This window comes from Mesorhizobium sp. CO1-1-7, assembly GCF_020164885.1.
GTDB classification, from domain to species: Bacteria; Pseudomonadota; Alphaproteobacteria; order Rhizobiales; family Rhizobiaceae; genus Mesorhizobium; species Mesorhizobium australicum.
Map to the genome: position 1 here is coordinate 91076 of NZ_JAIUHA010000001.1, position 26155 is coordinate 117230.

The 26155-nt window shown below is 61.3% G+C and carries 25 protein-coding genes; 15 read left to right on the plus strand and 10 right to left on the minus strand.

The window, feature by feature from the left end:
• Nucleotides 1–123 precede the first annotated feature (123 nt).
• On the minus strand, nt 124–873 hold the full coding sequence (locus LB516_RS00430; protein ID WP_140660831.1) for a Crp/Fnr family transcriptional regulator: 750 nt from the start codon (nt 871–873) through the stop codon (nt 124–126).
• A 171-nt stretch (nt 874–1044) separates the two neighbouring features.
• Nucleotides 1045–1209, minus strand: coding sequence for a hypothetical protein (locus tag LB516_RS00435; protein ID WP_015316440.1), 165 nt, complete (start codon nt 1207–1209; stop codon nt 1045–1047).
• Nucleotides 1210–1476: 267 nt separating this feature from the next.
• Here LB516_RS00435 and LB516_RS00440 point away from each other — a divergent pair, with 267 nt between their 5' ends.
• From LB516_RS00440 to LB516_RS00455, 4 genes are all read left to right on the plus strand, one after another.
• Entirely contained in the window at nt 1477–2568 is a 1092-nt protein-coding gene (locus tag LB516_RS00440) for a flavodoxin family protein (RefSeq protein ID WP_224718713.1), read from the plus strand.
• Entirely contained in the window at nt 2568–3422 is an 855-nt protein-coding gene (locus tag LB516_RS00445; RefSeq protein WP_224718923.1) for an alpha/beta fold hydrolase, read from the plus strand. Before LB516_RS00440 ends, LB516_RS00445 begins: the two co-directional genes overlap by 1 nt.
• A 238-nt stretch (nt 3423–3660) precedes the next feature.
• The gene (locus LB516_RS00450) at nt 3661–4335 is read left to right on the plus strand and encodes a LysE family translocator (protein WP_224598636.1); all 675 of its coding nucleotides are present in this window, start codon (nt 3661–3663) and stop codon (nt 4333–4335) included.
• Nucleotides 4336–4363: 28 nt separating this feature from the next.
• Nucleotides 4364–4840 carry a GNAT family N-acetyltransferase gene (locus LB516_RS00455; RefSeq protein WP_141906372.1) on the plus strand — a complete coding sequence of 159 codons (477 nt, stop codon included), beginning with the start codon at nt 4364–4366 and terminating at the stop codon, nt 4838–4840.
• A gap of 171 nt (nt 4841–5011) precedes the next feature.
• On the opposite strand, the gene LB516_RS00460 is transcribed toward LB516_RS00455, so the two are convergent.
• From LB516_RS00460 to LB516_RS00470, 3 genes are read right to left on the minus strand one after another with little or no spacing between them, the layout of a single operon-like run.
• A complete protein-coding gene (locus LB516_RS00460; protein WP_224718714.1) occupies nt 5012–5851 on the minus strand; it encodes a hypothetical protein in 840 nt (279 codons plus the stop codon).
• A complete protein-coding gene (locus LB516_RS00465; RefSeq protein ID WP_015316434.1) occupies nt 5848–6240 on the minus strand; it encodes a phage holin family protein in 393 nt (130 codons plus the stop codon). Before LB516_RS00465 ends, LB516_RS00460 begins: the two co-directional genes overlap by 4 nt.
• Complete coding sequence (locus LB516_RS00470; RefSeq protein ID WP_140790239.1) at nt 6237–6848, minus strand: hypothetical protein; 612 nt, start codon at nt 6846–6848, stop codon at nt 6237–6239. The genes LB516_RS00465 and LB516_RS00470 overlap by 4 nt, the downstream gene beginning before the upstream one ends.
• A 348-nt stretch (nt 6849–7196) precedes the next feature.
• Here LB516_RS00470 and LB516_RS00475 point away from each other — a divergent pair, with 348 nt between their 5' ends.
• Nucleotides 7197–8837, plus strand: a complete 1641-nt coding sequence (locus LB516_RS00475; protein WP_224718715.1) for a M20/M25/M40 family metallo-hydrolase — start codon at nt 7197–7199, stop codon at nt 8835–8837.
• Between the two features lie 66 nt (nt 8838–8903).
• Here the strand turns inward: LB516_RS00475 and LB516_RS00480 are convergent, their stop codons facing one another.
• Both LB516_RS00480 and LB516_RS00485 read right to left on the minus strand, forming a co-directional pair.
• Entirely contained in the window at nt 8904–9749 is an 846-nt protein-coding gene (locus LB516_RS00480; RefSeq protein ID WP_015316430.1) for a manganese catalase family protein, read from the minus strand.
• Between the two features lie 179 nt (nt 9750–9928).
• Nucleotides 9929–10846: a hypothetical protein gene (locus LB516_RS00485; RefSeq protein WP_181166253.1), complete on the minus strand. Its 918-nt coding sequence runs from the start codon at nt 10844–10846 to the stop codon at nt 9929–9931.
• Nucleotides 10847–11206: 360 nt separating this feature from the next.
• Here LB516_RS00485 and LB516_RS00490 point away from each other — a divergent pair, with 360 nt between their 5' ends.
• Genes LB516_RS00490 through LB516_RS00500 form a run of 3 tightly spaced genes read left to right on the plus strand, consistent with a single transcriptional unit; the run spans nt 11207 to nt 14101 of the window.
• Nucleotides 11207–12379, plus strand: a complete 1173-nt coding sequence (locus LB516_RS00490) for a glycosyltransferase (protein ID WP_224718716.1) — start codon at nt 11207–11209, stop codon at nt 12377–12379.
• A 2-nt stretch (nt 12380–12381) separates the two neighbouring features.
• Entirely contained in the window at nt 12382–13545 is a 1164-nt protein-coding gene (gene glf, locus LB516_RS00495) for a UDP-galactopyranose mutase (RefSeq protein ID WP_224718717.1), read from the plus strand.
• A 34-nt stretch (nt 13546–13579) separates the two neighbouring features.
• Nucleotides 13580–14101, plus strand: a complete 522-nt coding sequence (locus LB516_RS00500; protein WP_015316426.1) for a ferritin-like domain-containing protein — start codon at nt 13580–13582, stop codon at nt 14099–14101.
• A gap of 58 nt (nt 14102–14159) precedes the next feature.
• Here the strand turns inward: LB516_RS00500 and LB516_RS00505 are convergent, their stop codons facing one another.
• Nucleotides 14160–15329 carry a beta-glucosidase gene (locus LB516_RS00505; RefSeq protein WP_181171001.1) on the minus strand — a complete coding sequence of 390 codons (1170 nt, stop codon included), beginning with the start codon at nt 15327–15329 and terminating at the stop codon, nt 14160–14162.
• Between the two features lie 313 nt (nt 15330–15642).
• Between LB516_RS00505 and LB516_RS00510 the strand changes: the two genes are divergently transcribed.
• The 5 genes from LB516_RS00510 to cyoD all read left to right on the plus strand — a co-directional run bounded on the left by LB516_RS00510 (nt 15643) and on the right by cyoD (nt 20812).
• Nucleotides 15643–16512, plus strand: a complete 870-nt coding sequence (locus LB516_RS00510; RefSeq protein ID WP_015316424.1) for an MBL fold metallo-hydrolase — start codon at nt 15643–15645, stop codon at nt 16510–16512.
• A 250-nt stretch (nt 16513–16762) separates the two neighbouring features.
• Nucleotides 16763–17710: a ubiquinol oxidase subunit II gene (gene cyoA, locus LB516_RS00515; RefSeq protein WP_224718718.1), complete on the plus strand. Its 948-nt coding sequence runs from the start codon at nt 16763–16765 to the stop codon at nt 17708–17710.
• 2 nt (nt 17711–17712) lie between these two features.
• Nucleotides 17713–19716: a cytochrome o ubiquinol oxidase subunit I gene (cyoB, locus tag LB516_RS00520; RefSeq protein ID WP_224718924.1), complete on the plus strand. Its 2004-nt coding sequence runs from the start codon at nt 17713–17715 to the stop codon at nt 19714–19716.
• Nucleotides 19713–20399 carry a cytochrome (ubi)quinol oxidase subunit III gene (locus LB516_RS00525; protein WP_140715610.1) on the plus strand — a complete coding sequence of 229 codons (687 nt, stop codon included), beginning with the start codon at nt 19713–19715 and terminating at the stop codon, nt 20397–20399. Before cyoB ends, LB516_RS00525 begins: the two co-directional genes overlap by 4 nt.
• Nucleotides 20396–20812, plus strand: coding sequence for a cytochrome o ubiquinol oxidase subunit IV (gene cyoD / locus LB516_RS00530; RefSeq protein WP_015316420.1), 417 nt, complete (start codon nt 20396–20398; stop codon nt 20810–20812). Before LB516_RS00525 ends, cyoD begins: the two co-directional genes overlap by 4 nt.
• Before the next feature lie 280 nt (nt 20813–21092).
• On the opposite strand, the gene LB516_RS00535 is transcribed toward cyoD, so the two are convergent.
• Together LB516_RS00535 and LB516_RS00540 are read right to left on the minus strand one after the other, a co-directional pair.
• Nucleotides 21093–24434, minus strand: a complete 3342-nt coding sequence (locus tag LB516_RS00535) for a DEAD/DEAH box helicase (RefSeq protein WP_224718719.1) — start codon at nt 24432–24434, stop codon at nt 21093–21095.
• Nucleotides 24435–24672: 238 nt separating this feature from the next.
• Nucleotides 24673–24936, minus strand: a complete 264-nt coding sequence (locus LB516_RS00540) for a hypothetical protein (protein ID WP_181174623.1) — start codon at nt 24934–24936, stop codon at nt 24673–24675.
• 225 nt (nt 24937–25161) lie between these two features.
• Between LB516_RS00540 and LB516_RS00545 the strand changes: the two genes are divergently transcribed.
• Together LB516_RS00545 and LB516_RS00550 are read left to right on the plus strand one after the other, a co-directional pair.
• The gene (locus LB516_RS00545; RefSeq protein ID WP_015316416.1) at nt 25162–25896 is read left to right on the plus strand and encodes a Crp/Fnr family transcriptional regulator; all 735 of its coding nucleotides are present in this window, start codon (nt 25162–25164) and stop codon (nt 25894–25896) included.
• A 19-nt stretch (nt 25897–25915) separates the two neighbouring features.
• A complete protein-coding gene (locus tag LB516_RS00550; RefSeq protein WP_015316415.1) occupies nt 25916–26152 on the plus strand; it encodes a DUF6894 family protein in 237 nt (78 codons plus the stop codon).
• Nucleotides 26153–26155 lie beyond the last annotated feature (3 nt).

Sequence of the window (26155 nt, forward strand, 5' to 3'; positions counted from 1 at the left end):
ACCAGGCGGCATCCCCAAATCATGCCGCAGTGGCCGATGCGGGCTTAGGCAATGTGCCGTCACCGGCATCGTCGCGTCGGCCACTTCCGCGATCCTCGCCCAGCAATGTCGGCATGATGGCGGTCAGCTGGGCGGGCGGTCCTGCCTCGAAGGGTTCTTTGAACCGAGGTCCCCGACCAGCCGACGGTATTGCAGTTCGGGAGGGCCGTAAGATTCCCGTGCCAGCGCCACGAGACCTTTCCGATCCCGGATCGTGATTTCGCCGCGGCGGGCACGGATGTAGCCATGGCTCTCGATTGTCTGAAGCCCCACTGTAACCCCGGGGCGCCTGACGCCCAGCATGACGGAAAGGAATTCGTGGGTTATCATAAGCCTGTCGCCAACGGTCCGGTCGCTGCACATCAGAAGCCATCTCGCCAGCCTGACCTCCAGGCTGTGTCGCGCGTTGATCGATGCCGTGTAGCTGGTCTGGACGTGGAGATACTGGACGTAGCGCAACAGGAACGGCCGCAAGGTAGGGCTCTCTGCCAAGGCTTCGACGAACGGCGCGGCGCTCATCCGTATCGCTTCGCTCGTCGACTGGATGTAACAATCGAAGCTTGCCAGATCGTCGCCCATGATCAGCGCCGAACCGGTCATACCTTCGAAGCCGATTATTCCCACCTCCGATTCAGCCGTTCCCGCAGTCTTGGCGACGACCGATGCGATGCCACTCTCCAGGAAATAGACAGCTTCGATCTTTTGGCCTTCGATCTCCAACGGCGAGCGCAACTCTAGAAAAACACTTTCGAGATGCGGCCGCAGCCGCTCGAAATCGGCCACGCTCATTCGGCGCAACAACTCGCTCTTGGCCTGCAGAATCTTGGGATCCACGAGACGCTCTCCACTTGGGCAAGAGCACTGGGATCTCTCGGCCGGCCGCGCCCCTCGAACGAGGGGACGGTGGCAAAACATAAACTGTCCCACCCGGCCAGCACTAGGCAGGCGGCCGCGTCGGTATGAAACCGACAATAGCTGCTGTGGACAAATCGCAAGTTTTGTCGGCTATCCATCCTTCGCCAGAAGACGAGCTTCCCTGAGGATCGAAGAGCGGTCGAACCCTACCAGCAACACTATGTCACGGATCTGCTGTTCCGTAGCGCCCGATTCCCGGGCAAGTGTGCGCACGGCTTCGGCCGCCAGACCGGGGCGCTCAGGGTCTTTTGTCATGACATCCTAGCCTCGCGCTGGGGCAGGAGTGCGATGGTCGCTCCCAAGCGTCAACGCCCGGATCGTGCTGCTGACGACCTCTTTGTGTACGCCTTCGTACCGAACTTGGCGAATCAATTCGAAACACGCCGGCTCGGGTGATTCCGGCGCGCCTTGTTTTGTACTCGCCCAAAAGTCCTTGCAGATCATGGCTATGGCGCGTTCGGAACGCCGTGCCTGTTTGCCGCGTTTGAGCTTGGATCGCTTTCCATGCAGAGGTGAAACCCCATGTTCGATTGGCTGAAGCGCGGCGCGCCAGAACCGCGCAAGGGCATGCCCAGCCCCCGCCTCGACGAACAGGCTTTCAAGCGTCGCTATGGCGAACAGTTCAACGATCCGGCGTTCGAGCCCCTGGCTGCCGACATCGAGCGAATAACGGAGGTCGCCTGGCAGGCCTACAGGGATTCCAGGAAAAGCCCGCGGACCCGAAAGGCGGGCCGTGGCTTCGCCGATCCCGATTACGATCTGGCGGTCGATTGGCTCAAGGCCAGACAAGCAATCGAGCGCGCAAAGCGCATGAACGAGCTGGGCAAACGACGCCGGGTCCTGATCGTGAACGGATCGCCGCGCAGCGAGCACACCTGCCCCGGCGAGATGTCCAAATCCTATCGTTTTGTCGAAATCGCCCGGAAGATCTTCAAGGCCGGCGGCGCGGAAGTCGACATCCTGGATTTGTCCCGGCTGGCCGCCGAATACGGCCGCAAAATCTACCCTTGCAAGGCCTGCTTCTCCACCGCTGCCGCGCTTTGTCACTGGCCTTGCTCCTGCTATCCAAATCATTCGCTCGGCCAGACGCAGGACTGGATGAACGAGATCTATCCAATGTGGGTTGCCGCCCATGCGGTGATGATCATAACGCCTGTCCACTGGTATCAGGCCACCTCGCCGCTGAAGCTGATGATGGACCGTCTGGTATGCGCCGATGGCGGCAATCCCGATCCTAGTTCCACGCACGGCAAGGAGGCGCGGGAGGCGAAGGCGCTGGAACTCGAGGGATGGGACTATCCCCGGCACCTTGCCGGCCGGCTCTTCTCGGTAATCGTGCACGGCGATACCGAGGGAGCCGAAAACGTCCGGCGCTCTTTATCGGATTGGCTGAAATCGATCGAAATGGTCCCGGCGGGGCCGAAGGCCGAACTCGACCGCTACACCGGTTATTGGAAGCCATACGCTACCAGCCACAACGAGCTCGACGACGACATGGACCTGCAGGAAGAAGTCCGAAACGCGGCGCGTACGCTTCTGGCCGCTGCGGTCGCTCGGAAGGAGGGCACTTTCGTCGCCGCTGGACAGTCGCTGACCGATCCTCGGCAAAAATGATGTTCGACGGCTTTAGCCTGGAGATCGTCAAGCTTGCGGATGCGACATTGCGCGTGCGCCATGGTGGGGCTGGCCCACCAGTGTTGCTCCTGCATGGGCACCCGCGAACCCACACCACATGGCATCGCGTCGCGCCGATCCTGGCAAGACATCACACCGTCATTTGCCCGGACCTGCCGGGGTTCGGGCAATCGTCCGTCCCGGCCGATGCCTGGGAAAGCGCGGGATCTTCAAAGCGGGCAAAGGCCGGCATTTGCGTGGCTCTCATGCACAGGCTTGGTTTTGATCGTTTCGCCGTCGCCGGGCATGACCGTGGCGCCCTTACCGCGTTCAGGATGGCGATGGATCATCCTGCCAGTATTTCGCACCTTGTCGAAATCGATGGCATTCCGGTCCTTGAGCATCTGGAGCGTTGCGACAGCCACTTTGCGACAGAGTGGTGGCATTGGTTCTTCTTTGCCCAGCCAGACAAGCCCGAGCGCGCCATCAATGTCGATCCGCAGGCCTGGTATGGCGGATCGGCCGAGGCGATGGGCAGAGAAAACTTCGAGGACTATCAGGCGGCGATCAGCAGTCCGCATGTCGTGCATGGCATGCTGGAAGACTACCGGGCCGGGCTCACGATCGATCGCCGGCACGATGCGGAGGATCGCGCCCGAGGGCTCCGGGTCGAATGCCCAACGCTTGTCCTGTGGTCGCTGCGCGACGATCTTGAACGGCTCTATGGTGATGTGCTGGCGATCTGGCGCCCATGGGCCCGGCACCTGCAGGGCCGAGGCATCGACAGCGGCCACCATGTCGCCGAAGAAGCTCCGGAGCGGTTGGCAAAGGCGATTCTGGACTTCCTTGCTTGAACGGCTGGTTTGGTCTTGCGGGATGACACGCAGCGTTCATTCCCCCGGGAACAAATCTCGCTTTGGAAAATTGTGACGCCCAGGAGAATACCGGAAGCTCCGGGCCGGAAATATCGCCTTGTGACGGAGTTCTCATCGAGCAGGGGCTCGCCATACGGTTTGACAAGGCCGGCTAGACGGCGCCAGGGGCGATCGCGCCGGCAAGGATGTCGCTGCTTGCCGGGACAGGGGGCCACCATTGAACGCACCAAATAGGCTTGGGCCAAGGAGGTGTAAGATCGATCCCAATCTGTGGTTCGCCTTTCTCGGCACCGTGATCCTGTTGCAGATGCCGCCTGGGCCCGACAGCATGCTGGTCATGGCACGTGGCATCGGGCAAGGCCGTGGCGTGGCGTTGTTCACGGTCGTGGGAATGACATTGGGCGCAGGCATGGTGCAACTGCCGCTGATCGCCCTGGGTGTCTCCTCGCTCTTGCGTGCATCGCCATTGGCATTTGACACGCTCCGTTGGGCTGGAGCAGCCTATCTGGTCTGGTTGGGCATAAGTTTGCTCTCGGACACGAAAAGCGATCTGGATCTCGATTGCGTCGAGCGCGTCGGGCCGCTCGCCGCGATGCGGGAAGGTATGATAGCCAACCTCATCAATCCTTGGCCCATGACCTTCATGATCGCCTTCCTGCCTCAGTTCGTCGATCCGAACCGTGGCTCTGTCTGGTTCCAGATGCTGATGCTCGGCGCGACCCAGAAATTGACTGGCGTCTTGGTCCTAGGGACCTATGCGGTTGCTTCTGGTGTGCTCGGCGAATGGGTCATGCGTCGACCCCGCGTGAGACTTTGGCAACAACGGATAGCGGGCTGCTTCATTGTCGGCCTTGGCATTCGAATGGCCGTGGGCGGCGGGGCCGGCAAGTGAAGCCAAAGTCTCCTCCGCAGATCCAACGATGACAAGATCGAAGCAGGTTTCAGACTGGGCATGTTCAGCGAGCCGCGCAGCACGGAAGCCGGATCTCCTGATCGAGTTGGTTGAAACCGGCGGGGATGCCAAGGCAGAAGCGGGCGCTGCGCTTTATCGCTACAATGTGGCCAAGTCCGGCGTCGCGGATCGAATGCCGATCGGCGCCATAGTGCGAGATGCCTCGGGAAAGGTCGTTGGGGGTTTGTGGGGCAGGACTGAGCTTGGACTGTTGTTCCTGGACATGTTTTTCGTGGCTGAGGATGTTCGAGGAAAGTCGTATGGCAGCCGGCTCCTTTCAGCCGTTGAAACAGAGGCAAGAAAGCGTGGCTGCGCCCGCGCCGTGGTCGAGACCAGCAGCTTCCAAGCACCTGGCTTCTATGTTCGCCACGGATACGAGGAATTTGGCAGGGTTGAATTTGGCATTCCAGGCGCCGCGCGCATCTTCCTGCGAAAAGAGCTCTGAAGATTGGAGCGACAACCCTTTCGCGAGCTGGTGTATCGAAGGCAACGCTTCATTCGAAGCGCCCGCCGCAATCGTGGTTGCTGAAGTGGCGGAGCCCCCTGCCAATCGGTTGAAGCTCCCGCCTTGCCTTGCGAGAATCGCCCATCGTTGCGGTGGCTCCAGTATCCTCGGCTAGGATTTTTGTTCCGACGGGAGAGAGATCCGTTCCCGTAGGGACTGCTCCGTCGTGTCGGCCGCGGACTTGACGATTTCACCAATCTGGTCGGCCACCGTGCCTGCTTGTGTGTCCTGCCGTCCAGCTTCCTGCTTGATCGTCTCATAGGCGTCCGCGGCAACCTGCCTGGCCTGATCGAGGCCTTGCTCGAGCATGGTCTCCGAGGTGTTGCGAAGCTTCTCGCCATAGCCGCCCAGCTGCTCATCCTCCATTGCGGTATGGGGCAACATGGCGCCTATCGCGGCGCCGATGGCGAGACCGACCGCCGCAACGGCGAGGGGCTGATCGTTCAACAGCTCCTGTGCCGAGCGGCTGGCTTTCGCAGCCATGTCGCCAGCCGTCGATCCTGCGCTGGCGGCGTTGCTCGTCAGCCCTTCGGCGACGCCGCTTGCTGCGCCCGATATGGCTGCGCCAGCGCTGCTTGCGGCCGACGTGAGCGATTCAGCGGTTCCGGAGAGCGTGCTGCCCAAGCCGCCGCCCTCCGCCTCGTCATCCCCGCTGGGCGGGGTTGGCGCCGTATAGCCGGCCGGGCGACGGCTGCCGTTCGACGGACCGCTGCCCAGCATCAGCCAAGCCAGACCGGCGCCCACCATGGTCACGGGCAAGGGATTGTCCCTGACCTGCGTTCTCAGGTTGTTGAGCATTGCCGAACTCTCTCCTCCAGAGAAGATGCCGGTGAATTCGTCCAGCAATTGTCCCGGTGTCATTTTGCCTCGAATGGATTCGGCGGTCTCCACCACCCTGGCGCGCGCGGCCTCGGCCTCGCGTTCGAGTTCGGCTGCGGATTTCTCGGTCATCTCACTTGTTCCTTGATCACAGTCGCGTCGCGCCTGAGCTGTTCCTGGGTTCGGTCGGGAGTAAGTTCGGAAGGCGCCATGCTTGCCATGCCGGTGCGCAGCAGAATGACGCCAAGAATTGCCACCACCACGCCGACCAACAGGGAGGACCACCCGGCCCCCAGCCCTGCCCGCGTCAATGCGATGACCAGTGCCTGAAGCAGCACGAGCAGAGCCGCGAGCAGGCAGATGGCCCCGCCCAGCACCTCGGCGGCGCCAGCTCCCGTCTTGGTAAACTTTTCAGAGAGCTCCGCCCGCAGAAGCCTGGCTTCGGTTTGCACCAGCGTGGTGACGTTTTGCGCCAAGTCGGTCACCAGGGTCGCGAGGCTGGGATTATCTTGAGTGTTCATCTGTCTTGCTCCCCATACTGCGTGGCCAGATCGTCAACACCGCCGCCGAATCCTTGCGCCCCATCGGCCGACCAACCAGCAGCTTCGCCGGTCTGCGAATTTGCACCACCCGAGGCACTTCGAGATGCTTCGGGGCTTCTGGGCGGGGAAGCCTTGATGAACCGACCCAGCGCCAATCCGGCCAGTACAGACCCGGCAAGCAGGACACCGGGGTTTTGCCGGCCGAAAGACTGCACATCCTCAAGCACCTGGCCAAACGGCTTTTGTTTCAACGAGGAGGAAAGCCGCTCCAGCCCACCAGCGGCGTCCAGGGCAAATTTCGACGCGGTCCTTTCATCATTGTTGGCCAGATGCTCGCTGGCCGCGCGCAACGCGCCGCCCAACGCCGCCAAGCTCGATCCTATGTCGCGCTGCGCCTCCTCCGCCTTGTCCGAAATAACCTGCGTGGCTTCTGTCGCGTAGTCGCCAGCCTTGCGGGTCAGTCCGTCGCGAGCATCGTGAAGCAACTCGCTCGCGCGCTCTTTTTCCCGGCCAAGTCTGTCGGAGACGTCGCTTGTCGCCTTGTCGAAATCAGTGGGTTTACGGCCCTGGCCGTCATTACGTTGCATGGGTCACCTAGTGAAAACCGAGGAAGGAGAGGACCGCGAGCACGACAACGACGAGGCCGATAAGATAAATGACACCGTTCATGGCACGTTCCTCCTTAGCAGCCCAACTTCATGGACCCTGCGATGTTCCGTCGGCGAAGAGCTTTTTGCGATCCAAGAGCAATGCAGGAAGAACCGGTCCAGAGCGTCGCCAGTCCGTCATCGAGACGAGCTGCCCGGCCCGGGAGTTCCCCTCTGAGCACGAATACCTTCCAAGTGGATTCCACTGAGCCACCGCCGAAGTGCGCTTGAGAGAAATCGCTTGACCAGGATAGGATCCACCGTTCCCACCCGAATGGCAGGATCGCAATGACCCGCAACCCTATCGAGACGCTGTCCAGTCGCGCGCGGCGATGGGCAATCGGGTTGACCGAGCAGAAGAGCGTCACCGGCACGGACGGCGAGGCTGCCTTCGGCCCGTGGCTGGCGGCGGAACTCCGAGAGGAGACGGCATTTCAGAACGCGGAGGTCTGGACGATCGAGGTCGGACCTCAGGACGGCCGTCACTGCGTGGCGATGCTCCTGCGCGGCACTGGTCGCTCGACCGTGCTCTTGACCGGTCACTACGACACCGTCGGGACAAGCGACTACGGACAGTTGGAGCCTCTGGCCACTCGGCCCGACGCGTTGACAAAGGCGTTGCACGGTTCCCTCGTCGCCGCGAACGCTCCAGCCGCCATTCTGGCCCACCATGATTTCGCGGGCGGGGAGTTCCTTGCCGGACGCGGTCTTCTCGACATGAAGACGGGCCTTGCAGCCGGGCTGGCCGTATGCGCCGAATTTGCCGAAAGCGCAAAGCCGGCTGGAAATCTGCTTTTTATCGCAGTGCCGGACGAGGAGAACAATTCCGCCGGCGCCCGCAAGGCGGCGCAGATGCTGCCTGGACTCTGTAAAGAGCGCGACCTCGATTTGCTCGCGGTGATCAATCTCGATGCGATCGCGGATGATGGCGACGGCAGCAAGGGTCGCGTCATCGCTCTGGGAACCGTCGGCAAGCTGCTTCCGGCCGCCTGCGTGGTTGGTGTTCCCACACATAGCGGCTTTCCCTTGAATGGCCTCAATGCCGGCGCGATCGCCGCGGCAATCGCCGCGCGGATCGAATGGGCGCCCGAGCTCACCGACATGTGCGGCACCGAACCCGGCACCCCGCCCAGCCTGCTCGGGATTCGGGACGGAAAGACGGGGTATGATGTCACGACACCGCGGACCGCCCATGCCACTTTCAATGTGCTGAGTTATCGCCGGGCGCCCAGTGAGGTGCTCGACCGGTTCGACAGCCTATGCGCCGAAGCGGCCTCGCGTCTTTTACAGGAGCTCCGGCGGCGCGTCTCCGCTCAGCACGAAACAGGTCTGCTGGAGATGGTGCAATCGATCCCGGTCCATCGGTATGAGACTCTGCTGGTGCGTCTCGAAGAACCGGAGCGGATGCGGCTCGAAGCTGTTTCCGCTTCGATCGCCGCCGGCGACCAGCCCCTGCCCGAGAAGTGCCGATTGATAACCGAGCAGGCCTGGGAACTCAGCCGCTTGGCCGGACCAGCCATCGTAACGGGCTTCGGATCCATTCCCTATCTGCCGACGAACCTTTCCGCGCAGCCGGCAGCCGCCAGGCTGCGAGCCGCTGCCGTCGAGGTGGCCGACGAGGCAGCGGCTCGCTATGGCAGCGTGGTCACCTGCGCGGACTATTTCGCCGGGATTTCGGACATGAGCTTCTTTGGCGAAGCGGCCGAGTCCTCCCTCGACGTCGTCGCCCGCAACACACCAGCCTGGAAAGACAGCGTGCGCTGGCCCCTCACGCGAGCCCTGGCCAACATACCGACAATCAACATCGGTCCGTGGGGACGCGATTATCACACGCCGCTCGAACGATTGCATGTCGGCTATGCGTTCGACGTCCTGCCGCAGCTCATTCGCGATGTCTGCGCCAGGATCCTTCGGCCCGACGCGACCTGACAAGTACGAACGGCACAAAGCGGAAGCGGCCCCCATTTGGCCGCCGCCTTCGGCCTGCGACTATGACTATTCGGCTGCCTTCCTGTCGAACATCTGCTCGCTCTGCGCGCCAGAGCTTGGCCGTGGCGGCGAAAGCATTGGCTCCTCGCCCATCGGTGCGCCGGGCACCAGGGAGAACTCGCCCTTGCCGTCCATCGACGGGCCTTCGCTCCAGCGTCCCTGCGCCGGTGCTACACCTTCGATGAAACAGTTGATGAAGGCATAGGATACGTCCTGACGCTCTTTCTCCTGCGGGAAGGAATTGGGCACCGGCAGAGACGCGGTCAGGCCGCCCATGTCCTCGATCGCCGCCAGCCACTGCTGCTGATGCATGGTGTCGCGCGCAATGAGGAATGACAGCATGTCCTTCATTCCAGCATCGTTGGTCATGTTGTAGAGGCGGGTCGCAAGCACGCGTCCGCTTCCTTCCGCGGTTACGTTGGCGACCATATCGGCGGCAAGATTGCCGCTGGCATAAACATGCGAAGCATTGAAGGGAACACCGTTGGAGTTTTCCGGCAGGGCGGCGAGCCCAGTCGACAGGATATGACGGAAATTCATCCCGTTGAGGACAGAGCCGCCGACCGCATCGGACGACACGTCCTCCTGCAATGAAAGCGGTGCCCCTTCGAGATTGAGCGCGACCGCGGTCGCCAGCATCTCGATATGGGCGAGCTCCTCGGTGGCTGTGTTCAACAGCAGGTCGCGGTACTTGGCCGGTCCACGGCACCCCCACGCTTGAAAGAAATATTGCAAGGCGACACGGATTTCGCCTTCCACTCCGCCTATGGCCTGCTGTAAGGCGCGAGCAAAGATTGGGTTCGGCGTCTCGACTCGAACCGGGAACTGCAATTTCTTGTCGGTGTAATACATGGCTGACTCTCCGTTTGAAGTCAGCCGAACCTCAGCCCGGAAGCATTGTTCCGCCCGGGTAGGCGTTTAATTTGGAAAGAACTGGCAACGGATCGCCTCGTGTCAACGGAACTCAATTGCACGACGACGACAGCCGCTCCGGCCGGTCGAACGCAGTCGTGCCGGCCGGCAGACCAGGATCATGCAACCTTGGAAAACAGAGCCACGTCACATCGGGCCAAGCCGTAGCGCCACCGGTGGTCGGTCGCGGCAACCCGGCTTTGGTAAAACAGGGAAAGCTGGCTGCCTTCGATCATCACCGTTGAATGACCGTTCTCGCCCGGCTGGCCTGGTTCGAGTACCGGGCCTATGGACACGTAAGGTCCGGCAACCTCGTCAGCGATGGCAAAAAACACGCGCTGGCGATTCCCACGAAGGCCATTTGGAAGAAAGCAAGTGGCGTTCAGAAGCACGCGGCCATCCGGCAACTCGACCAGTTGGGCACCTTCTATGCCCCATTCATAGTCGGGGTCCTCTCTCGTATTGTGATGAGGGACATCAGCGTGATCGAGGATCTTGCCGATCCGCTTCCACGGCCCGAACCACGAGTCGGACTGGCTGCGTGCGAGATAGATGTCGGGCTGCGGCACCCTGTTGAATTTCGGCATGGCAGAGTAAACGAGATAGCGCTTGCCACCAATGACGGCCGGATGCGGATCGTAGATGCCATCCTCTTCCGTGTCGGGGATGGCGAGAATGGCCGGGCTGAGAACCACCCAATGGAAGCCGTCGTTGGAAACCGCATGCTCGCAGCGGCCCCCGGATTTCATGAACTCGGTCTGGATGAACATATGGAAGACGCCACTTTCGTGGATGACGCCCGGAGCCGCGACCCCGGTCCCGTTGATGGGAAGCTCGATCGCTTCGTGCTCGGTCCAAGGCCCATAGAGGTCGGGGGCCGTGGCGTGCAGGATCCTCCACGTCTCGGTCGTCACCGTCCCGCTTGAGCCGAACACATGCCACAGCCTGCCATCGAAGACGGGGCATGGGTCCTTGAGATCATCCACGCTTTGCGGATGGAACAGCGGAAACACGTTGGTATCGAAGTCGATCTTCATCTTAGCCCCGGAATTTGCCCTTGCCCCGGACCCGCCCAAGCTGCGGGCGAATCAAGTTGATGTCCGGCACATTTTATAGCCAGCAAGTTCAACGCAAATACGGCGAAGGCGGTTCTCCACCAGCAAACTTGGTCGCGGGCAGTTTCGATGACCCGCCATTTGAGACAGCCAGTCTGCCTCCGCGCAGCCGGCGCTTTGCATTCGTCCAATCCGAAGCGGCGACCGAGGCTCTCCGTTTCACCTTGGAACAACTCACCTACCCGAAAGTTAGGAGCTGAAACCGAAGTCTAGTTCCCCCTCATCCACGATTAACAAATGTTAGTCGCAACATAAACCACCGTCTATAAAAGGAATATCTCAATGGAAGCAGCCTTGGGCAGGGTAACCGTCAGTAAACAGGCTGGCAGGCAAAATCTACTGGTTTGCTTCTCTCATTTAAGGTGGAATTTCGTTCATCAACGCCCGCAGCATATCCTCACTCTCGCATCCATGCAGCAGAGGGTGGTCTACTTTGAAGAACCTGTCTTCGAAGAATTGCCGCAGCCGCTAATGCGGACGAGCGAGGCCTCGCCAAACATTCTGATTGTGACACCAGTGCTCCCGGTCGGCACGTCGGCCGCGAAAGCAGATGCCGTGCAGCGCAGATTTGTTCAGCAGACAATCGCGTCTATGCCGCACAGCCGGCTGATCGCCTGGTATTATACGCCAATGGCTCTCCGCTTCACGGAGTACCTTGAGCCTGACATATGTGTCTATGATTGCATGGACGAACTCTCGGCGTTCAAGAATGCGCCGCCTGAATTGAGGCAGATGGAAAAGGCGCTTCTGCACCGCGCCGATCTTGTTTTCACCGGCGGCCTGAGCTTGTTCGAGACCAAGCGCCACCTGCATCACGCGATCTATCCCTTTCCGAGCAGCATCGACGTGAACCACTTTCACAAGGCCAGGAAGCCGGGAAAAGACCCGGCCGATCAGGCCGGCATTCCTCACCCGAGGGTCGGCTATTTCGGCGTCATCGACGAGCGGCTGGACGTCGATCTCGTGGCCCAGGCGGCGGAGACCATGCCGGACGTGCATTTCGTCATGCTCGGCCCGGTGGTCAAGATCGACGCTGCAAGCCTGCCGCGCGCCGAGAACCTTCACTGGCTGGGCGGGAAAGCCTACCGCGATCTGCCCGACTACCTGCGCCATTGGGATGCCGGCTGGATGCCGTTCGCCCTCAATGAAGCGACCCGCTTCATCAGCCCGACCAAGACGCCGGAGTTCCTCGCGGCGGGGCTGCCGGTAGTCTCGACGGCGATCGTGGACGTGGTGCGCAGCTACGGCGCTGCCGGGCTGGTGGAAATCGCCGACAGCGACGATCTGGAAACCAAGCTCCGCTCGGCTCTTTCGCGACCGCGCCAGATGCTCCGGCAACAAGTCGACGCCTACCTTGCGGATACCTCCTGGGAGCGAACATGGAATGCCATGGCGGCTCACATCGAGCGCGCCCATGAACGCAAGAAAATCGTCCCTCTTCGCAGGAGCGCTTAGCCATGTTCGACTGGCTGGTCGTCGGGGCGGGTTTTGCCGGCAGCGTGCTTGCCGAAAGGATAGCCTCGCAGCGTCACGAAAGCGTCCTGCTGGTAGATCGTCGCGGCCATGTCGGCGGCAATGCGTATGATTGCTACAATGAAGCCGGCATCCTGATCCACCGCTACGGTCCGCACATCTTCCACACCAACAGCCAGGCGATCGTGGACTACCTGTCGCAGTTCACCGAGTGGCGGTCATACGAGCACAGGGTGTTGGCGGCGGTGGACGGGAAACTCGTTCCCATCCCGATTAATCTCGACACGATCAACAGCCTTTATGGACTGGAACTGACCTCGGCCCAGTTGGAGGAATTCTTCGCGTCGCGACGCGAGACTGTGGAGGACGTTCGCACGGCCGAGGATGTCGTTGTCAGCACGGTGGGCCGCGAGCTCTACGAAAAATTCTTCCGTGGCTACACCAGGAAGCAATGGGGCGTCGATCCCAGTCAACTGAGCAAGTCGGTGACGGCACGAGTGCCGACCAGGACCAACCGTGACGACCGCTATTTCAGCGACAGCTTCCAGAAAATGCCGGCCGGCGGATACACCAGGATGTTCGAAAGCATGCTCGACCATCCGAACATCAAGATCATGCTGCAGACCGATTTCCGCGAAATCCGTGAGAAGATTCCGTTCAGGCGGATGATCTATACCGGTCCAATCGACGAATATTTCGGGTGGCAGCTTGGGCATCTTCCCTATCGCTCGCTGCGTTTTGAGCACGTCACCCTGGACCGCGAGCAGTTTCAGCCGGTTGCCGTCGTCAATTATCCGCAGACGCAAGATTACACCCGCATCACGGAGTACAAACATCTGACCGGCCAGCAGAACGCGCGGACCAGCCTGACTTACGAATACCCGACGGATATCGGCGACCCGTACTACCCGGTGCCGCGAGCCGAAAACGAAGCCCTCTACAAGCGCTACGAAGCGCTCTCCGCAGCCTGTCCCGACGTGTGGTTTGTCGGCCGCCTGGCAACATACCGCTACTACAACATGGACCAGGTGGTCGGACAGGCTCTGGCCACTTTCGCTCGCATCCAGAAAAGTCTGCCGGAATGGGCGGGCACTGGAAGGACGTCCCTGGCCGGACTGGCGGCGAGTTCTCCCGCACATGGGAGCTGAATTAACCGCGGCAGAAAACAGAAGGAGAATTGCGATGGATACAAACTTCAACTCGGAGAGCCGTTCGATATTCATTGTTGGCTTGCGCAACGCCCATGCCATGGAGAACCAAGCGCTGTCGATCATGAAACCACAGGTCGAGCGTATCGAGAATTATCCTGAGGTGGCTGATCGCTTGCGCCGGCATATTCAAGAGACCGAGGGCCAGATCACTCGGCTCGAGACGGTCCTGGAGGGTCTCGATGAAGAGCACTCGACTCTCAAGGACACGGCCCTGTCGATGGTTGGCAGCATGGCTGCCATGGGACACTCGATGGCAGGCGACGAGATCATCAAGAACAGCCTAGCGAATTTCGCCTTCGAGAACTACGAGATCGCTGCCTACAATTCGCTCCTGGTGCTCGCCGAGGCCGGCGGCTTCCAGGATGCCGAAACGGTCCTCAAGCAAAATCTGAGCGAAGAGGAAGCGATGGCCGATTGGCTTAAGGAAAATCTGAGCGACGTGACCCTGCGGTACGCCAAGTTGCGCGCGGCGGGGGAGACCGCAAAAAGCTGATCCAACGGCCAGGGGCGGCATCCACAACGCCGCCCCCGCCTGGTTGCCGGCCGCTCCTTCAACGCGTCCGGTTTGGTGCGAACAGATCTTGCTGCCGAACCAGTTCGTCCGCGACGGGCTGGCGGAGACGTCGCGTGCCATCCGCCTGGATGACCGAAAACAATCCCACCTCCGCATGTCGGGAGTTATCCCACCCGGGGTAAGCGGTTATCGGATACAGGCAAATACCCTCGATCGGCGCTTCGAGTTTTATCGCCGCACGCACCTCGTCGCAGACATAGTGGAGCCAAGCCGCCCCGCCCGATCCCTCCGAGCCGGTTTCGGCAATGAACATCGGCTTGCCGTATCGATGAGCGACCTCGATCAGCATTTCCGACAGAGCACGGTACTCGTGGTGCCCCATCGGAATGGTCGGTCCATTTATGTACCATTGATTGTGTGGGTAGAAGTTCAGGCCCACGGCGTCGACAACATCCTCGCTGCCGCCCAACTCGGGTTCGACGCGGCCCAGCAACATGTCGTAGGCCTCGAACTGTCCCAGTCGGGCGTTTTCGGCGCGGCGCCGTTCGCCGCGGGTCCGGTCGCGGGGCGCGATGTGGATGAGCGGCTCGGCCCAGACAAATCCGCATGCCGGATCGACCTCCCGCATTGCGCGAACACCGGCGATGGCAGCCTTGACGAGGTGCCGCTTGAACCATCCCCGCTTGTTTGGCCCTACGCGCGGGAAATAGCCGACCTCGACGGCCCAGGCGAAGAAGGAGATTTCATTGATCGGACACAACAGAGGCGATGTTCCGGTTATCGAACGGTACACCCTCACGGCTTCCGCCGCGAACGAGGCATAGGCATCGATGAACTGGATGGACCCCTGATCGACATGATCCGGGGATCCATAATGGAAGATGTCCCAGATGACCTGGACCCCTGCCGATTGGGCTGCCTCGACCATAGGCATCCAACTTGACCAGTCATAGGTTCCAGGAGCGGTTTCGATCAGGTGCCAGCGTAGCCCATCGCGAATGGTGCGCAGGCCGAGTTCGGCGCAGGCCCGGTAATCGCCGAGGGCATGCAAATTATGCGAAGTCGCACGAATAAGGTCGAGGCGGACGCCATCCTTGCGCCGATGCGAGGAGCACTCAAAGCCCGCCATGAAAAAACTGGCAAAGCGCGAAGCTTTCGGAGCCGACTCACCCACTTCGTGCCCGTCCGTGCGTCCCACTTCGTCCATTCGAAGTCTCCTTTGGGCAGTCGGTTTCAAACTCGGCCGCCCTGTTCGGACCGCGAATTGCCTTGGCAAAACGCCGGATCCGATCAGGCAAGCCGCGTCCCATTGCTCAGCTCAGCTGACCCCTTATCCTGCCTGAGCGGGGTAAAGCCGAACCGCCTGGCCGAGCCTTTGTTCCGGTGGTCGACCAGCCGCGAGCTGGGTGGCGATTGGCGACATCAGGAACAAGGAGGCTCGAGCCAAGTTCGGGGCGATGTAGCACCGGCGTCGCTTAACTCGACCGGCTGCCCGGCAAACAACAGAGGCACGGGATCACATGACCGTTCAAATTCAACTTTCCGATATCGACCACGCCAGGCGCGAGGATCGTGGCGACGGTGCTTGGAGCATCGCACCGGATCTGGGTTATTTGCGGCTGGCAATCGTCAATGTCGTGTTCTTCGGCGCACCGGGCAGCGGAGACCGGAAATGGGTGCTGATCGATACCGGGTTGCCGACGTCCCGGAGCAGCATCCTTGCTGTGGCGGAGAAGCGCTTCGGGATTGACGCGCGGCCGGCTGCGATCATCTTGACGCACGGCCATTTCGACCATGTGGGAACGGTTCTGGACCTGGCGAATACGTGGGACGTGCCTGTCTTCGCGCACCCGCTCGAGCGCCCCTATTTGGACGGGACCACATCCTATCCGCCGCCGGACCCCTGGGTCGGGGGTGGCCTGATGGCGCTGCTCTCGCCGCTATTTCCACGCGGGCCGATCGATCTTGGCAACCGTCTGGAACTCTTGCCGGCCGACGGTTCGATCCCCGGAATGCCCGGATGGCAGTGGCTGCACACGCCAGGACACGCCCCGGGGCATATCTCGCTCTGGCGCGAGGAGGACCGCTCGCTGATCGTAGGGGACGCTTTCATCACCACGGGCCAGGAGTCGGTCTATGAGGTCGCCGTTCAGGATCTCGAGATGCACGGTCCGCCACGCTATTTCACGCCGGACTGGGATGCGGCGGAAAGATCGGTGAAGCGCCTGGCCGCGCTGAAGCCGCAGATGGTCATCAGTGGACATGGGGCGGCGGCGGCTGGCATGGGCATGCGTCAAGCTCTTGACAGCCTGGCTGATCGGTTCACGGAGTTTGCCGTGCCGCCGAAAATGAAATTCGTGCGCGAGCCGGCGACGGTTCCAAATAGCTGAGCCTGTCCGAGCGCAGCGCTCTGCTGCTGCTCTCAAGATTGTCAAAAACGCGCCGGCTTTGCCGCTCGGGCGGCCCAAGACGGACGGCGGCGGAACAAACGCCACGGGCGCCAGTTAGGGCGTTCGTTGGGCGGCAGGCGACACCGGGCGTATCTCGAATTCTGCGTCAGGGAAGACTTAGATGGAAAACGCGAAGAACGCGTGCCCTCACGACGCGTCCTCCCCGAGATGCGTGGCGCAGCCACTGTCATTGCCACCCACCTTCAAGCCGGCGCGTTCGCTGCTCTGGATACCCGCTGCCGCATTCTTGCCCGGCTGCGCGGGGGGCGTGCTCGACCCGCAAGGGCCAATTGGCGCGGGCAATCGCACGATCCTTTTGAACTCGCTGGCGGTGATGCTGGTGATCGTCATTCCGACGCTGATCGCACTGCTGGCCTTCGCCTGGAAGTTCCGCGCCTCCAACAGCAATGCCCGTTACGACCCGGAATTCACCTATTCAGGCCGGATCGAGTTGATCGTCTGGTCGATTCCGACGCTCACCATCCTCTTCCTTGGCGGACTGATCTATTACGGTTCCTATCACCTCGATCCGCGCAAACCGATCGCCTCGGCGCAGCCACCGCTCGACATCCAAGTGGTGGCGCTCGATTGGAAATGGCTGTTCCTCTATCCCGAGCAGGGTGTTGGAGCGGTCAACCAGCTGGTCATCCCGGCCGGCGTTCCCGTGCATTTCAAGCTGACCTCGGCCAGCGTGATGAACACGTTCTTCGTGCCTCAGCTTGGCAGCATGGTCTATGTCATGAACGGCATGCAGACCGAGTTGCATCTGCAGGCCGACCGCGAGGGCAGCTATTTCGGTCAGTCGGCGCATTTCAGCGGCGACGGCTTCTCGGACATGAATTTCAGCGTGACCGCGGTTTCGCCTGATGCGTTTACCCGCTGGACGTCATCGTTGCGTGGCGGCGGCGGCGTGCTCAACGCCGACGCTTACCGCGAGCTCGCCCGGCAAAGCACAAACCTGCCGCCGGCTTCGTTCGGCCACGTGCAGCCCGGGCTGTTCGAAGCGGTTGTTCAGCAGACGCTGCCGCCCGGCCCCGGCCCCGCTGAAAGTACCGGCAGCGGCGAGCCACAGGTCAGCCCGAAGGCGTTACGAGCGGCGGCCATGGCACACCACCAGCAGGCAGAAGGGGGAGAATGACGATGCTCGGCAAGCTCGATTGGTCGGCGATTCCGTTCGACCAACCTATCCCCCTCGGTGCGGCCTTCGCGGTGTTTCTCGCCGCGGCAGCGGTGCTCTGCTGGATAAGTCTCAAGGGATATTGGCCCTATCTGTGGAGCGAGTGGATAACTTCGGTCGACCACAAACGCATCGGCGTGATGTACATCGTGCTCGCGATGCTCATGCTTTTGCGTGGCTTCGTCGATGCCATCATGATGCGCACGCAGCAGGTGCTGGCCATCCACGGTCCAGGCTACCTTCCGCCCGAGCATTACGACCAGATCTTTTCGGCGCACGGCACGATCATGATCTTCTTCGCGGCAATGCCCTTCATCATCGGCCTGATGAATTTCGTCGTGCCGCTGCAGCTTGGCATCCGCGATGTCGCCTTTCCGACGCTCAACTCAGTCAGCTTCTGGTTGACGGCTACCGGAGCCCTGCTGGTCAACATCTCGCTTGTCATCGGCGAGTTCGCGCGCACCGGCTGGTTGCCCTATGCGCCCTTGTCGGAAACCACCTACTCGCCGGGCGTCGGTGTCGACTATTATCTGTGGTCGATCCAGATCTCCGGCGTCGGCACGCTGCTGACCGGGGTGAACCTGGTGACGACCATCCTCAAGATGCGTGCGCCGGGAATGGGGTACCTGCGCATGCCGATGTTCTGCTGGACATCGCTGGCATCCAACCTGCTGATCGTCGCGGCCTTCCCGATCCTAACCGCCACGCTCGCGATGCTGACGCTGGACCGCTATCTCGGCTTCCATTTCTTCACCAACGAAGCCGGCGGAAATCAGATGATGTTCGTCAACCTGATCTGGGCCTGGGGCCATCCCGAGGTCTACATCCTGGTGCTTCCAGCCTTCGGGATTTTTTCCGAGATCTTCTCGACCTTCTCGTCAAAGCCGCTGTTCGGATATCGTTCGATGGTCGCGGCGACGATGTTCATCTGCATCGTCTCGTTCATGGTCTGGCTGCACCATTTCTTCACCATGGGCGCCGGTGCCGACGTCAATGCCGCGTTTGGCATCGCCACCTCGGTCATCGCCGTCGGCACCGGCGTAAAAATCTACAATTGGCTCTTCACCATGTATGGCGGGCGCGTTCGCTTCGACACGCCCATGCTTTGGGCGCTGGCTTTCGTCACCACCTTCACCGTCGGCGGCATGACCGGCGTCCTGCTTGCCGTCCCGCCCGCCGACTTCGTGCTGCACAACTCGCTTTTCCTCGTGGCACATTTCCACAACGTCATCATCTCGGGCGTGCTGTTCGGCGCCTTCGCCGGCTTCACCTACTGGTTCCCCAAGGCATTCGGCTTCCGGTTGCACGAAGGTTGGGGGAAGGCGGCGTTTTGGGTCACCTTGGTCGGCTACATGCTGGTCTTCGTGCCCCTCTATATCGTCGGCCTGCTTGGCATGACGCGGCGCCTTCAGCACATCGACATGGATCTTTGGGCACCGTGGCTGGTGGTGGCCGCGTTCGGCGTGCTGGTGATGATCATCGGCGCCGCACTGCAGATCATGCAGCTGGTGGTTTCGATCCGGCATCGCGACAAGCTTCGCGACGAGACCGGCGACCCGTGGGACGGGCGTTCGCTTGAATGGTCGACATCCTCCCCTCCGCCCGCCTTTAACTTTGCGTGGCTGCCGCACGTCGAGAACGAAGAACCCTACTGGAGCATCAAGCAGCGGGGGATCGAGGAGCAGGGCGCGGAAACGGAGGCCGCGTACGAGCCTATCGAGATGCCGCGCAACAGCCCGACAGGCTTCGTCACCGCTTTTTTCAGCACGCTGATCGGCTTCGCGCTGATCTGGCATATTTGGTGGCTGGCGATCGTCGGCTTCATCGGCGCCTACGCCACCTTCGTCGTCTTCGCCTGGCGCGATCATGGCGACTACGAGATCCCCGCCGATGAGGTCGCGCGAATAGACCGAAACGGCCGAGCCGCGCGGCTTGCCTTCCTGCGCAGCTGGGAACGTCCGGTATGAGCGATCACGCCTTCACCAGCGACATCAGCGCCGACGGCCAGACACGCGACCAATACCGGGTCAATCGCACCGGCAGCCATGGTGCAAGATCCGCGACGGGCCACGGACAGGGCGGCCCAGCGTCGAAGTTCGTCACCGTTGCCTACGGGTTCTGGATCTTTCTGCTGTCCGACATCATCATGTTCTCGGCCTTCTTCGCCGCCTATGCCGTGCTCGCCAAGGCAACCGCCGACGGGCCGGCCGGCAAGGATCTGTTCGAGCCCACGCGCGTTGCGGTGCAAACGGGCCTTCTGCTCAGTTCGAGCTTCACCGGCGGCTTGGCAACGCTCGCGAGCCACCGCAGATCGATGGCTGCCACCCAGTTCTGGCTGCTGGTTACGGGCCTGCTCGGGGCAGCCTTCCTGCTCCTGGAGGTGCAGGAGTTCGCGGCGATGGCCGGCGAGCAGGCAGGCCCGTCTCGCAGCGCATTTCTTTCGGCCTTCTTTGCGCTCGTTGGTTGCCACGGGACCCACGTCGCCCTCGGCCTGCTCTGGCTCGGCACCATGATGGCGCAGCTGTGGGTCAAGGGTTTTCGGTCCGATATTTTGCGGCGGCTCCACTGCTTCGGGCTCTTCTGGCACGCGCTCGACATCATCTGGGTTGCCATCTTCACCCTGGTTTATCTGTTAGGAGCATCGCCATGACCGAGATCGGGGGCGAGAGCGGGACAGGCGAGACGCCAGACCGCCGCGATTCAGCACCGGGCGAGGAACGCATAACCGAGCACGAAATGGCGGGGGGCCTCTCTGGCTACCTGCTTGGCTTCGGCCTGGCCATCCTGCTGACGATCGCTTCGTTCCTGGCGGCTCAGACCAACCTGATCTACCAGCCGGCGGTAATTTCGGCCCTGGTGGTGCTCGCTGTCGCGCAGATGGGCGTGCATCTTGTCTTCTTTCTCCACCTGACGACCGGACGGGACAACACCAACAACGTCCTGGCCCTGGCCTTCGGCGTGCTGATCGTGGCGCTGGTGGTTCTGGGCTCAGTCTGGATCATGGCCCATCTGGATCAGAATATGGCTGCCATGACCGCCCATCAAGCCGGAGTGATGCCTTGAGCGAACCGCACGCCGGACACGGTATTAGCTGACTTTCGCTCGCCTCGTCACGCGTCTCAGGCGGGAACTTTGGTTCGGGCAGCAAGTTCGGACGCCATCGGAGACAACAGGCTCGCGGTAGATGGGCGCCCAGATCAATCACTTCGTCAAGGATATCCTCATCGAGGTCGCCGAAATGCTTCCGGCCGTGACTCAAAGGGAAAGAACGCCGGCTGACGAACTGCCCATCGAAGCGCCGGACTTTCCCCACGATCTGGAACCGGTGATCCGAGCGAACCCATCATGGGCGGCGCCGCGCCGGCCGGGCTGCACGCAAGGCACCGAGCACCGAGCGGACGGCATCGATACCTGAGCCGCGAGACTGGATCGGGGGCCTGAAAATCAGCCGGCCGTTGCGGAACTCGAAGCCCTGTGCGTTTTTAAAGCGCCATTTTGATGCCACCGGCTTCTTGCGGAAGGTAATCGCGATCCCTTCTGGTCCCACATCGACTTTGCTGATGCCCAGGTCCGCCGCGGCTATGCGCAACCTGGTCAGTTCCAGTAAATCCGCCACTTCGCCGGGCATGTCTCCAAAGCGGTCCTCAAGCTCTTCGCCGAATGCATCGAGGTCCGTCTCGGCAGCTAAACGAGACAGCCTCGCATAGAGGCTGACGCGCACCGTCGGCTCGTTGACGTAACTTTCGGGAAAGGCCCCTTTTCCGGCGCCGTTGATGTCGGCAAGCTGCTTGTCGGTATCGGCCCCTCCCGCAGCCAGCGAGACCGCCCGCTGCAGAAAATGTTGGTAAAGGCCTGCTCCGATCAGCTTCATGTGTCCGGCTTGATCTTCGCCGAAAAGGTCTCCTGCCCCGCGCAGGTCGAGGTCCCTTTGGCTGATCGCAAGGCCGGAGCCAAGCCGATCGAGCGCAATCATGGTCGAAAGTCGGGCTTTTGTGCCTTCGGCCAGTTCGATGCCAGGCTCGGTCAGAAGAAGAGCAATAGCCTGCACCGCCCCCCTTCCGACCCGGCCGCGAAGCTGGTGCAGCTGTGCCAGACCGAACCTGTCCGCTCGCCAGATCAGTATGGTGTTGGCCCGCGGCACGTCGAGGCCGCTCTCGATGATGTCAGTGCTCAACAAGACGTCGCCGTCACCGTTAGCGAACCCGACCATGATGTCGTCCAGTTGTCTCCCTTTCATTTCGCCGTGCGCCGTCTTGACCGCGAGTTCCGGCACCAGTCTGTTTAGCTGCAGGCGAACCGGATCGATGTCTTCGATGCGCGGAACCACCAGGAAGCTCTGTCCGCCCCGACGAAACTCGCGCAAAAGGGCGGCTCTTGCCGAAGCTGGATCGAAGGGCGCTAGGATGGTGCGAACGGGACGTCTTTTGGCGGGCGGAGAGTTGAGGACGCTGACCTCCTGGACGCCTGACATCGCCGATTGCAGCGTCCGCGGTATCGGCGTGGCGCTCATGCTCAGCGTATGAAGGCGGGGCGCCATGTTCCGCAGCGCCTGCTTCAGCTTGACACCGAACCGGTGCTCCTCGTCGATCACCAGCAGCCCGAGATTGGCGAAGCTGACGCTCTTGGCCGCCAGGGCCTGGGTACCCACAACCACCGCGACCTGACCGCTCCGCAGCCGCTCCTTCACCGCTCTCGCCTCCGCCGCTCCGACCATTCTCGAGAGGTGGGCGACGTCGAGGCCGGTTCCCGCAAATCTTCTGCTGAACGTCTCGTAGTGCTGACGTGCCAACACCGTTGTTGGCGCTATCACCGCCACCTGCTTCCCGCAGAGGGCCGCGGCGGCGCAGGCCCGCAGGGCCACCTCTGTCTTGCCGAAGCCGACGTCGCCGCAGACAAGGCGATTCATTGTTCTCCCCGACGACAGGTCGCCGAGCACGTCGCGGATGGCGGCAGCCTGGTCGGGAGTCTCGGTATAGGGAAACCGCGCCGCGAACCGGGCAAGGTCGGCGCGAGAGGGTTTTATGATCGCGGCAGGCTGGCTGGACCTGGCATTGGCAAGGTCCCTCAAGCGCTTGGCCAGCCTGTCGATATCGCGCAGCGCCGCCTTGCGTCGGTTGAGCCACCCATCGCTGTTCAAGCGATCCAGCGGCACTGCACCGGGTTCCGAGCCGTAGCGCCATATCCGCCCAAACTCACCGATCGGAACCAGCAAGGAAGCTCCGTCCTGATATTCCAGCCTGACGACATCCTGCTGCTGACCGGCCAACTCGACCTGTTCGACCGCCGCCAGCATGGCGAGGCCATGGTCCTCATGGACGACGACGTCGCCAATGCGCAACTCGGGTTCGAGTATGCTGGTGGCCGCGCTGCCGTTTGCTTTCAAGGCGTGGCCAAACAGGTCGGCCGCGGCCACCACCGCGATGCCAGATTGCTCGTCGACAAAGCCTTCGTCGAGAACGATCTCGGCCTTGAGAAGAGAGCCCCTTGGGGCCGAACGGATCCGCGGCCAGTCCGCCACTTCCCCCATTCGCCGACCAAGCTTCCGATCGAGCAGACGATCGGCTCGCTGCAGTTCGGAGGCCTCGCCCGCGAATGCCACGGTGACACCCGACCTTGTCTGCCTTTCCGCAAATTCGGCGAACCGATGCCCGGATCGCGCCTGCTGGAAGAATTTGGGAACTCGCGCGGCAGAAACGGCGAGACTCGTGCCGTGGCGTTTACGGACTGCGACGTCCCATTCTTGACGCGACAGGTAAAACTGTTCCGGCAAGGGTTTGGCGGGCGCGGCAACCTCCTGCCTTGCACCACGAGCATCTTCGATCAGGCCCAGGAAGCGGTCGAGCGGCGCGCCTTCGAGACCTTCCGCGATGGAGACACAGGCGCCGGATGCCACATCGAAGACCGACGGCATGCTGCCGTACAACGCGACGAGGCGTTCTTCCATCGACGTCTCGCGCATCGCTGCCAACTCAGGATGATCCCCCGTTGCGAAAATCAGCTCGGATGCTGGCCCAACCGTGACCGACTCGCGCGACTGTTCGCTAAGCTGGCTGATGGGGTCATAGGTCTTGAGTTCCCGGATGCAGCTATCTGTACCAATGACGACGCGAACCGGGTGATCGGCGCCAGCAGGGAATATGTCCATGAGGTCGCCCCGAAAGGCTATCTCGCCCGGTTCGTCGACCCTTTCGTCGACACCGTATCCAATCGCCTCTGCTCTCGTTCGGAAACCATCCGGGTCGAACTCTTGTCCGAGTTCCAGAATTGTAAAACCGCCAGCAATGACTGGTGCGGGCGGCACCCGCTGGAGAGTAGTCTCGATCGACAGAACCACGATGCGCGGACGTTTTGGCTCGCTCGCGATCTCACGCAGAGCGCGAAGCCTCCGCCCCATATTGGCGCGTGTCGGCCATACCCTGTCGTAAGGCAGGCAATCCCAGGACGGCAGGAAGATGACGTCCGCGCTCGGCAGAAACTGACGCAAAGCCGCAGCGGCCTCTTCGGCACTGCGTTCCGAGGCGGCTATATGGACAATATGCTTGTTTGGACCGCTCTCAAGGGAGTCGGCCAGCGCCGCCGCGATTGCGGCGGAAGGCGAGGCGCCCTGGTCTCTCGCGAGGTCCCCGTCATTCGACGGGTGATCCATTTCTTCGATGATTTCCGTCCGCGAAATGGGTCTGTTCACTGAGGTCTCACCTTGCCACCGTCGAGAACGTCAGTGGGACCACTCCGTTCCTGAGGCGCGGATTAAAGTGTTGCAGGCAGTGGCAGCGCGCGCGGTCTTGCGTTCTTATCTGGCGACGCGCCAAAGATGCGCCTCTCGATGAGCCGCTTCTGTTGGCAGCGGTGCCGTCGCGGACGATGGCCGTTTAGCGACCATCCTTCCAGATCTCCCCTATGCTTGAACGAACTTGTAGCGGGCGCTAGGTGTCAGTCTTGCCGACCAGCGGGCTAGAATGGCCGCCTTGCTCGGAGACCTGGCTAGAACCCGTATGGAAGTCAGAGAGGCCGCCGCCGTCCGCGCTCATAGAAGAGGCACCGTGGGCGTGTGGCTTCAGGAGCTTCGCTTCCCGGACCAAGGACGACCAATTGAGCCCTAGCAGGGCTATCAGTTCGCGGGCGTCTTTTTCGCTGACGCTGGTTTCCTTGATCAGGCGATCAATGAAAGCTGTCTTAGGCTCATCCATGGCGAACTCCCCGAAGAGTCCGACTAACCGCGAATGCCTACCCTACGTTCCGGCGGAGCTGCGTTAGGTATGAAAACGTACAAAGCCGTGGGTGCGTTTGTTCCATGGGCTGCGGTTTTGATCGCGCCTTTGGCAAACCAGGTTCTGCTCATTCGGATTTCACCGCCATCCGGAACTTTTGGCTGGGATAAAAGTTCGGTGGGCAACATCAGCTAGGTAGCCATTTTGTCCCCCTCTTCGTCCTCGGATGTACTTATCCGCAAGCTTCAGACCATCTCGGACATTCGAGAAGCCGAAATCGCGGTTTTGAAAAGCATACCGATTCAGGAGAAAGATTTTTCGGCCAACCACGACCTGGTGCGTGAGGGTGACCATCCTGTTTACTCGTTTGTCGTCCTGGATGGTTTGGTCGGGTCCACCAAATACACAAGCGAAGGAAAGCGACAGATCACGTCTTTCTTCGTGGCCGGGGACATTCCCGATCTGCACGGGCTGCATCTGTCGGTCATGGATTGTAATTTCTCGACCATGACGCCGGCCCGAGTGGGCTTCATGCGACACGATGTTCTCCGCAGCATCTGTGACCAGCACCCTCGCATCGCCACCGCTTTCTGGCGGTCGACGCTGATCGACGCCGCGATGTACAGGGAGTGGGTCACCAACGTTGGAAGACGTGAGGCTTACACCCGCATGGCTCACATTTTGTGCGAACTCATATTTCGCTTGCGGGCGGTGGGACGCATTCAAGATCACATTGCGGATATTCCCATAACCCAAGCCGCACTTGGCGACGCATTGGGTCTGTCAACGGTCCACGTCAACCGAATGCTTCAGGAACTACGACGTGAAGGCCTGATCGCCACCACGGGGTCGAGAATGCATGCAATCGACTGGCCCGGCCTCACTCACGCAGGGGATTTCGACACGACTTACCTGCATCAAAAGAACCCGGCAGATTAGTGGTGACGGAAGCTCTCCCATGGCACGATTTTTCTTTGACACCGGCGATCGCGATTTGGTCTTGCAGGATGAGATAGGTGTCGAATGCGCTGGCCTAGAAGAGGTGCGCCGAGTCGGATTCGAGGGCCTTATCGATCTTACGAGAGACGCATTGAAAAGCGTCGACGGCCAGAAATTGTTTGTCGAGGTGCGTGATGAAAATGGCGACAAGGTTCTGCGGCTAAGCCTCTCGCTTCAGATCAAATTGATGAGATGAATT

Coding starts and splice junctions, on each gene's coding strand:
- LB516_RS00435 (WP_015316440.1), bottom strand. CDS start 1,209: ATGACAAAAGACCCTGAGCGCCCCGGTCTGGCGGCCGAAGCCGTGCGC.
- LB516_RS00440 (WP_224718713.1), top strand. CDS start 1,477: ATGTTCGATTGGCTGAAGCGCGGCGCGCCAGAACCGCGCAAGGGCATG.
- LB516_RS00445 (WP_224718923.1), top strand. CDS start 2,568: ATGTTCGACGGCTTTAGCCTGGAGATCGTCAAGCTTGCGGATGCGACA.
- LB516_RS00455 (WP_141906372.1), top strand. CDS start 4,364: ATGACAAGATCGAAGCAGGTTTCAGACTGGGCATGTTCAGCGAGCCGC.
- LB516_RS00460 (WP_224718714.1), bottom strand. CDS start 5,851: ATGACCGAGAAATCCGCAGCCGAACTCGAACGCGAGGCCGAGGCCGCG.
- LB516_RS00465 (WP_015316434.1), bottom strand. CDS start 6,240: ATGAACACTCAAGATAATCCCAGCCTCGCGACCCTGGTGACCGACTTG.
- LB516_RS00470 (WP_140790239.1), bottom strand. CDS start 6,848: ATGCAACGTAATGACGGCCAGGGCCGTAAACCCACTGATTTCGACAAG.
- LB516_RS00475 (WP_224718715.1), top strand. CDS start 7,197: ATGACCCGCAACCCTATCGAGACGCTGTCCAGTCGCGCGCGGCGATGG.
- LB516_RS00480 (WP_015316430.1), bottom strand. CDS start 9,749: ATGTATTACACCGACAAGAAATTGCAGTTCCCGGTTCGAGTCGAGACG.
- LB516_RS00485 (WP_181166253.1), bottom strand. CDS start 10,846: ATGAAGATCGACTTCGATACCAACGTGTTTCCGCTGTTCCATCCGCAA.
- LB516_RS00490 (WP_224718716.1), top strand. CDS start 11,207: ATGGAAGCAGCCTTGGGCAGGGTAACCGTCAGTAAACAGGCTGGCAGG.
- glf (WP_224718717.1), top strand. CDS start 12,382: ATGTTCGACTGGCTGGTCGTCGGGGCGGGTTTTGCCGGCAGCGTGCTT.
- LB516_RS00500 (WP_015316426.1), top strand. CDS start 13,580: ATGGATACAAACTTCAACTCGGAGAGCCGTTCGATATTCATTGTTGGC.
- LB516_RS00505 (WP_181171001.1), bottom strand. CDS start 15,329: ATGGACGAAGTGGGACGCACGGACGGGCACGAAGTGGGTGAGTCGGCT.
- LB516_RS00510 (WP_015316424.1), top strand. CDS start 15,643: ATGACCGTTCAAATTCAACTTTCCGATATCGACCACGCCAGGCGCGAG.
- cyoB (WP_224718924.1), top strand. CDS start 17,713: ATGCTCGGCAAGCTCGATTGGTCGGCGATTCCGTTCGACCAACCTATC.
- LB516_RS00525 (WP_140715610.1), top strand. CDS start 19,713: ATGAGCGATCACGCCTTCACCAGCGACATCAGCGCCGACGGCCAGACA.
- cyoD (WP_015316420.1), top strand. CDS start 20,396: ATGACCGAGATCGGGGGCGAGAGCGGGACAGGCGAGACGCCAGACCGC.
- LB516_RS00540 (WP_181174623.1), bottom strand. CDS start 24,936: ATGGATGAGCCTAAGACAGCTTTCATTGATCGCCTGATCAAGGAAACC.
- LB516_RS00550 (WP_015316415.1), top strand. CDS start 25,916: ATGGCACGATTTTTCTTTGACACCGGCGATCGCGATTTGGTCTTGCAG.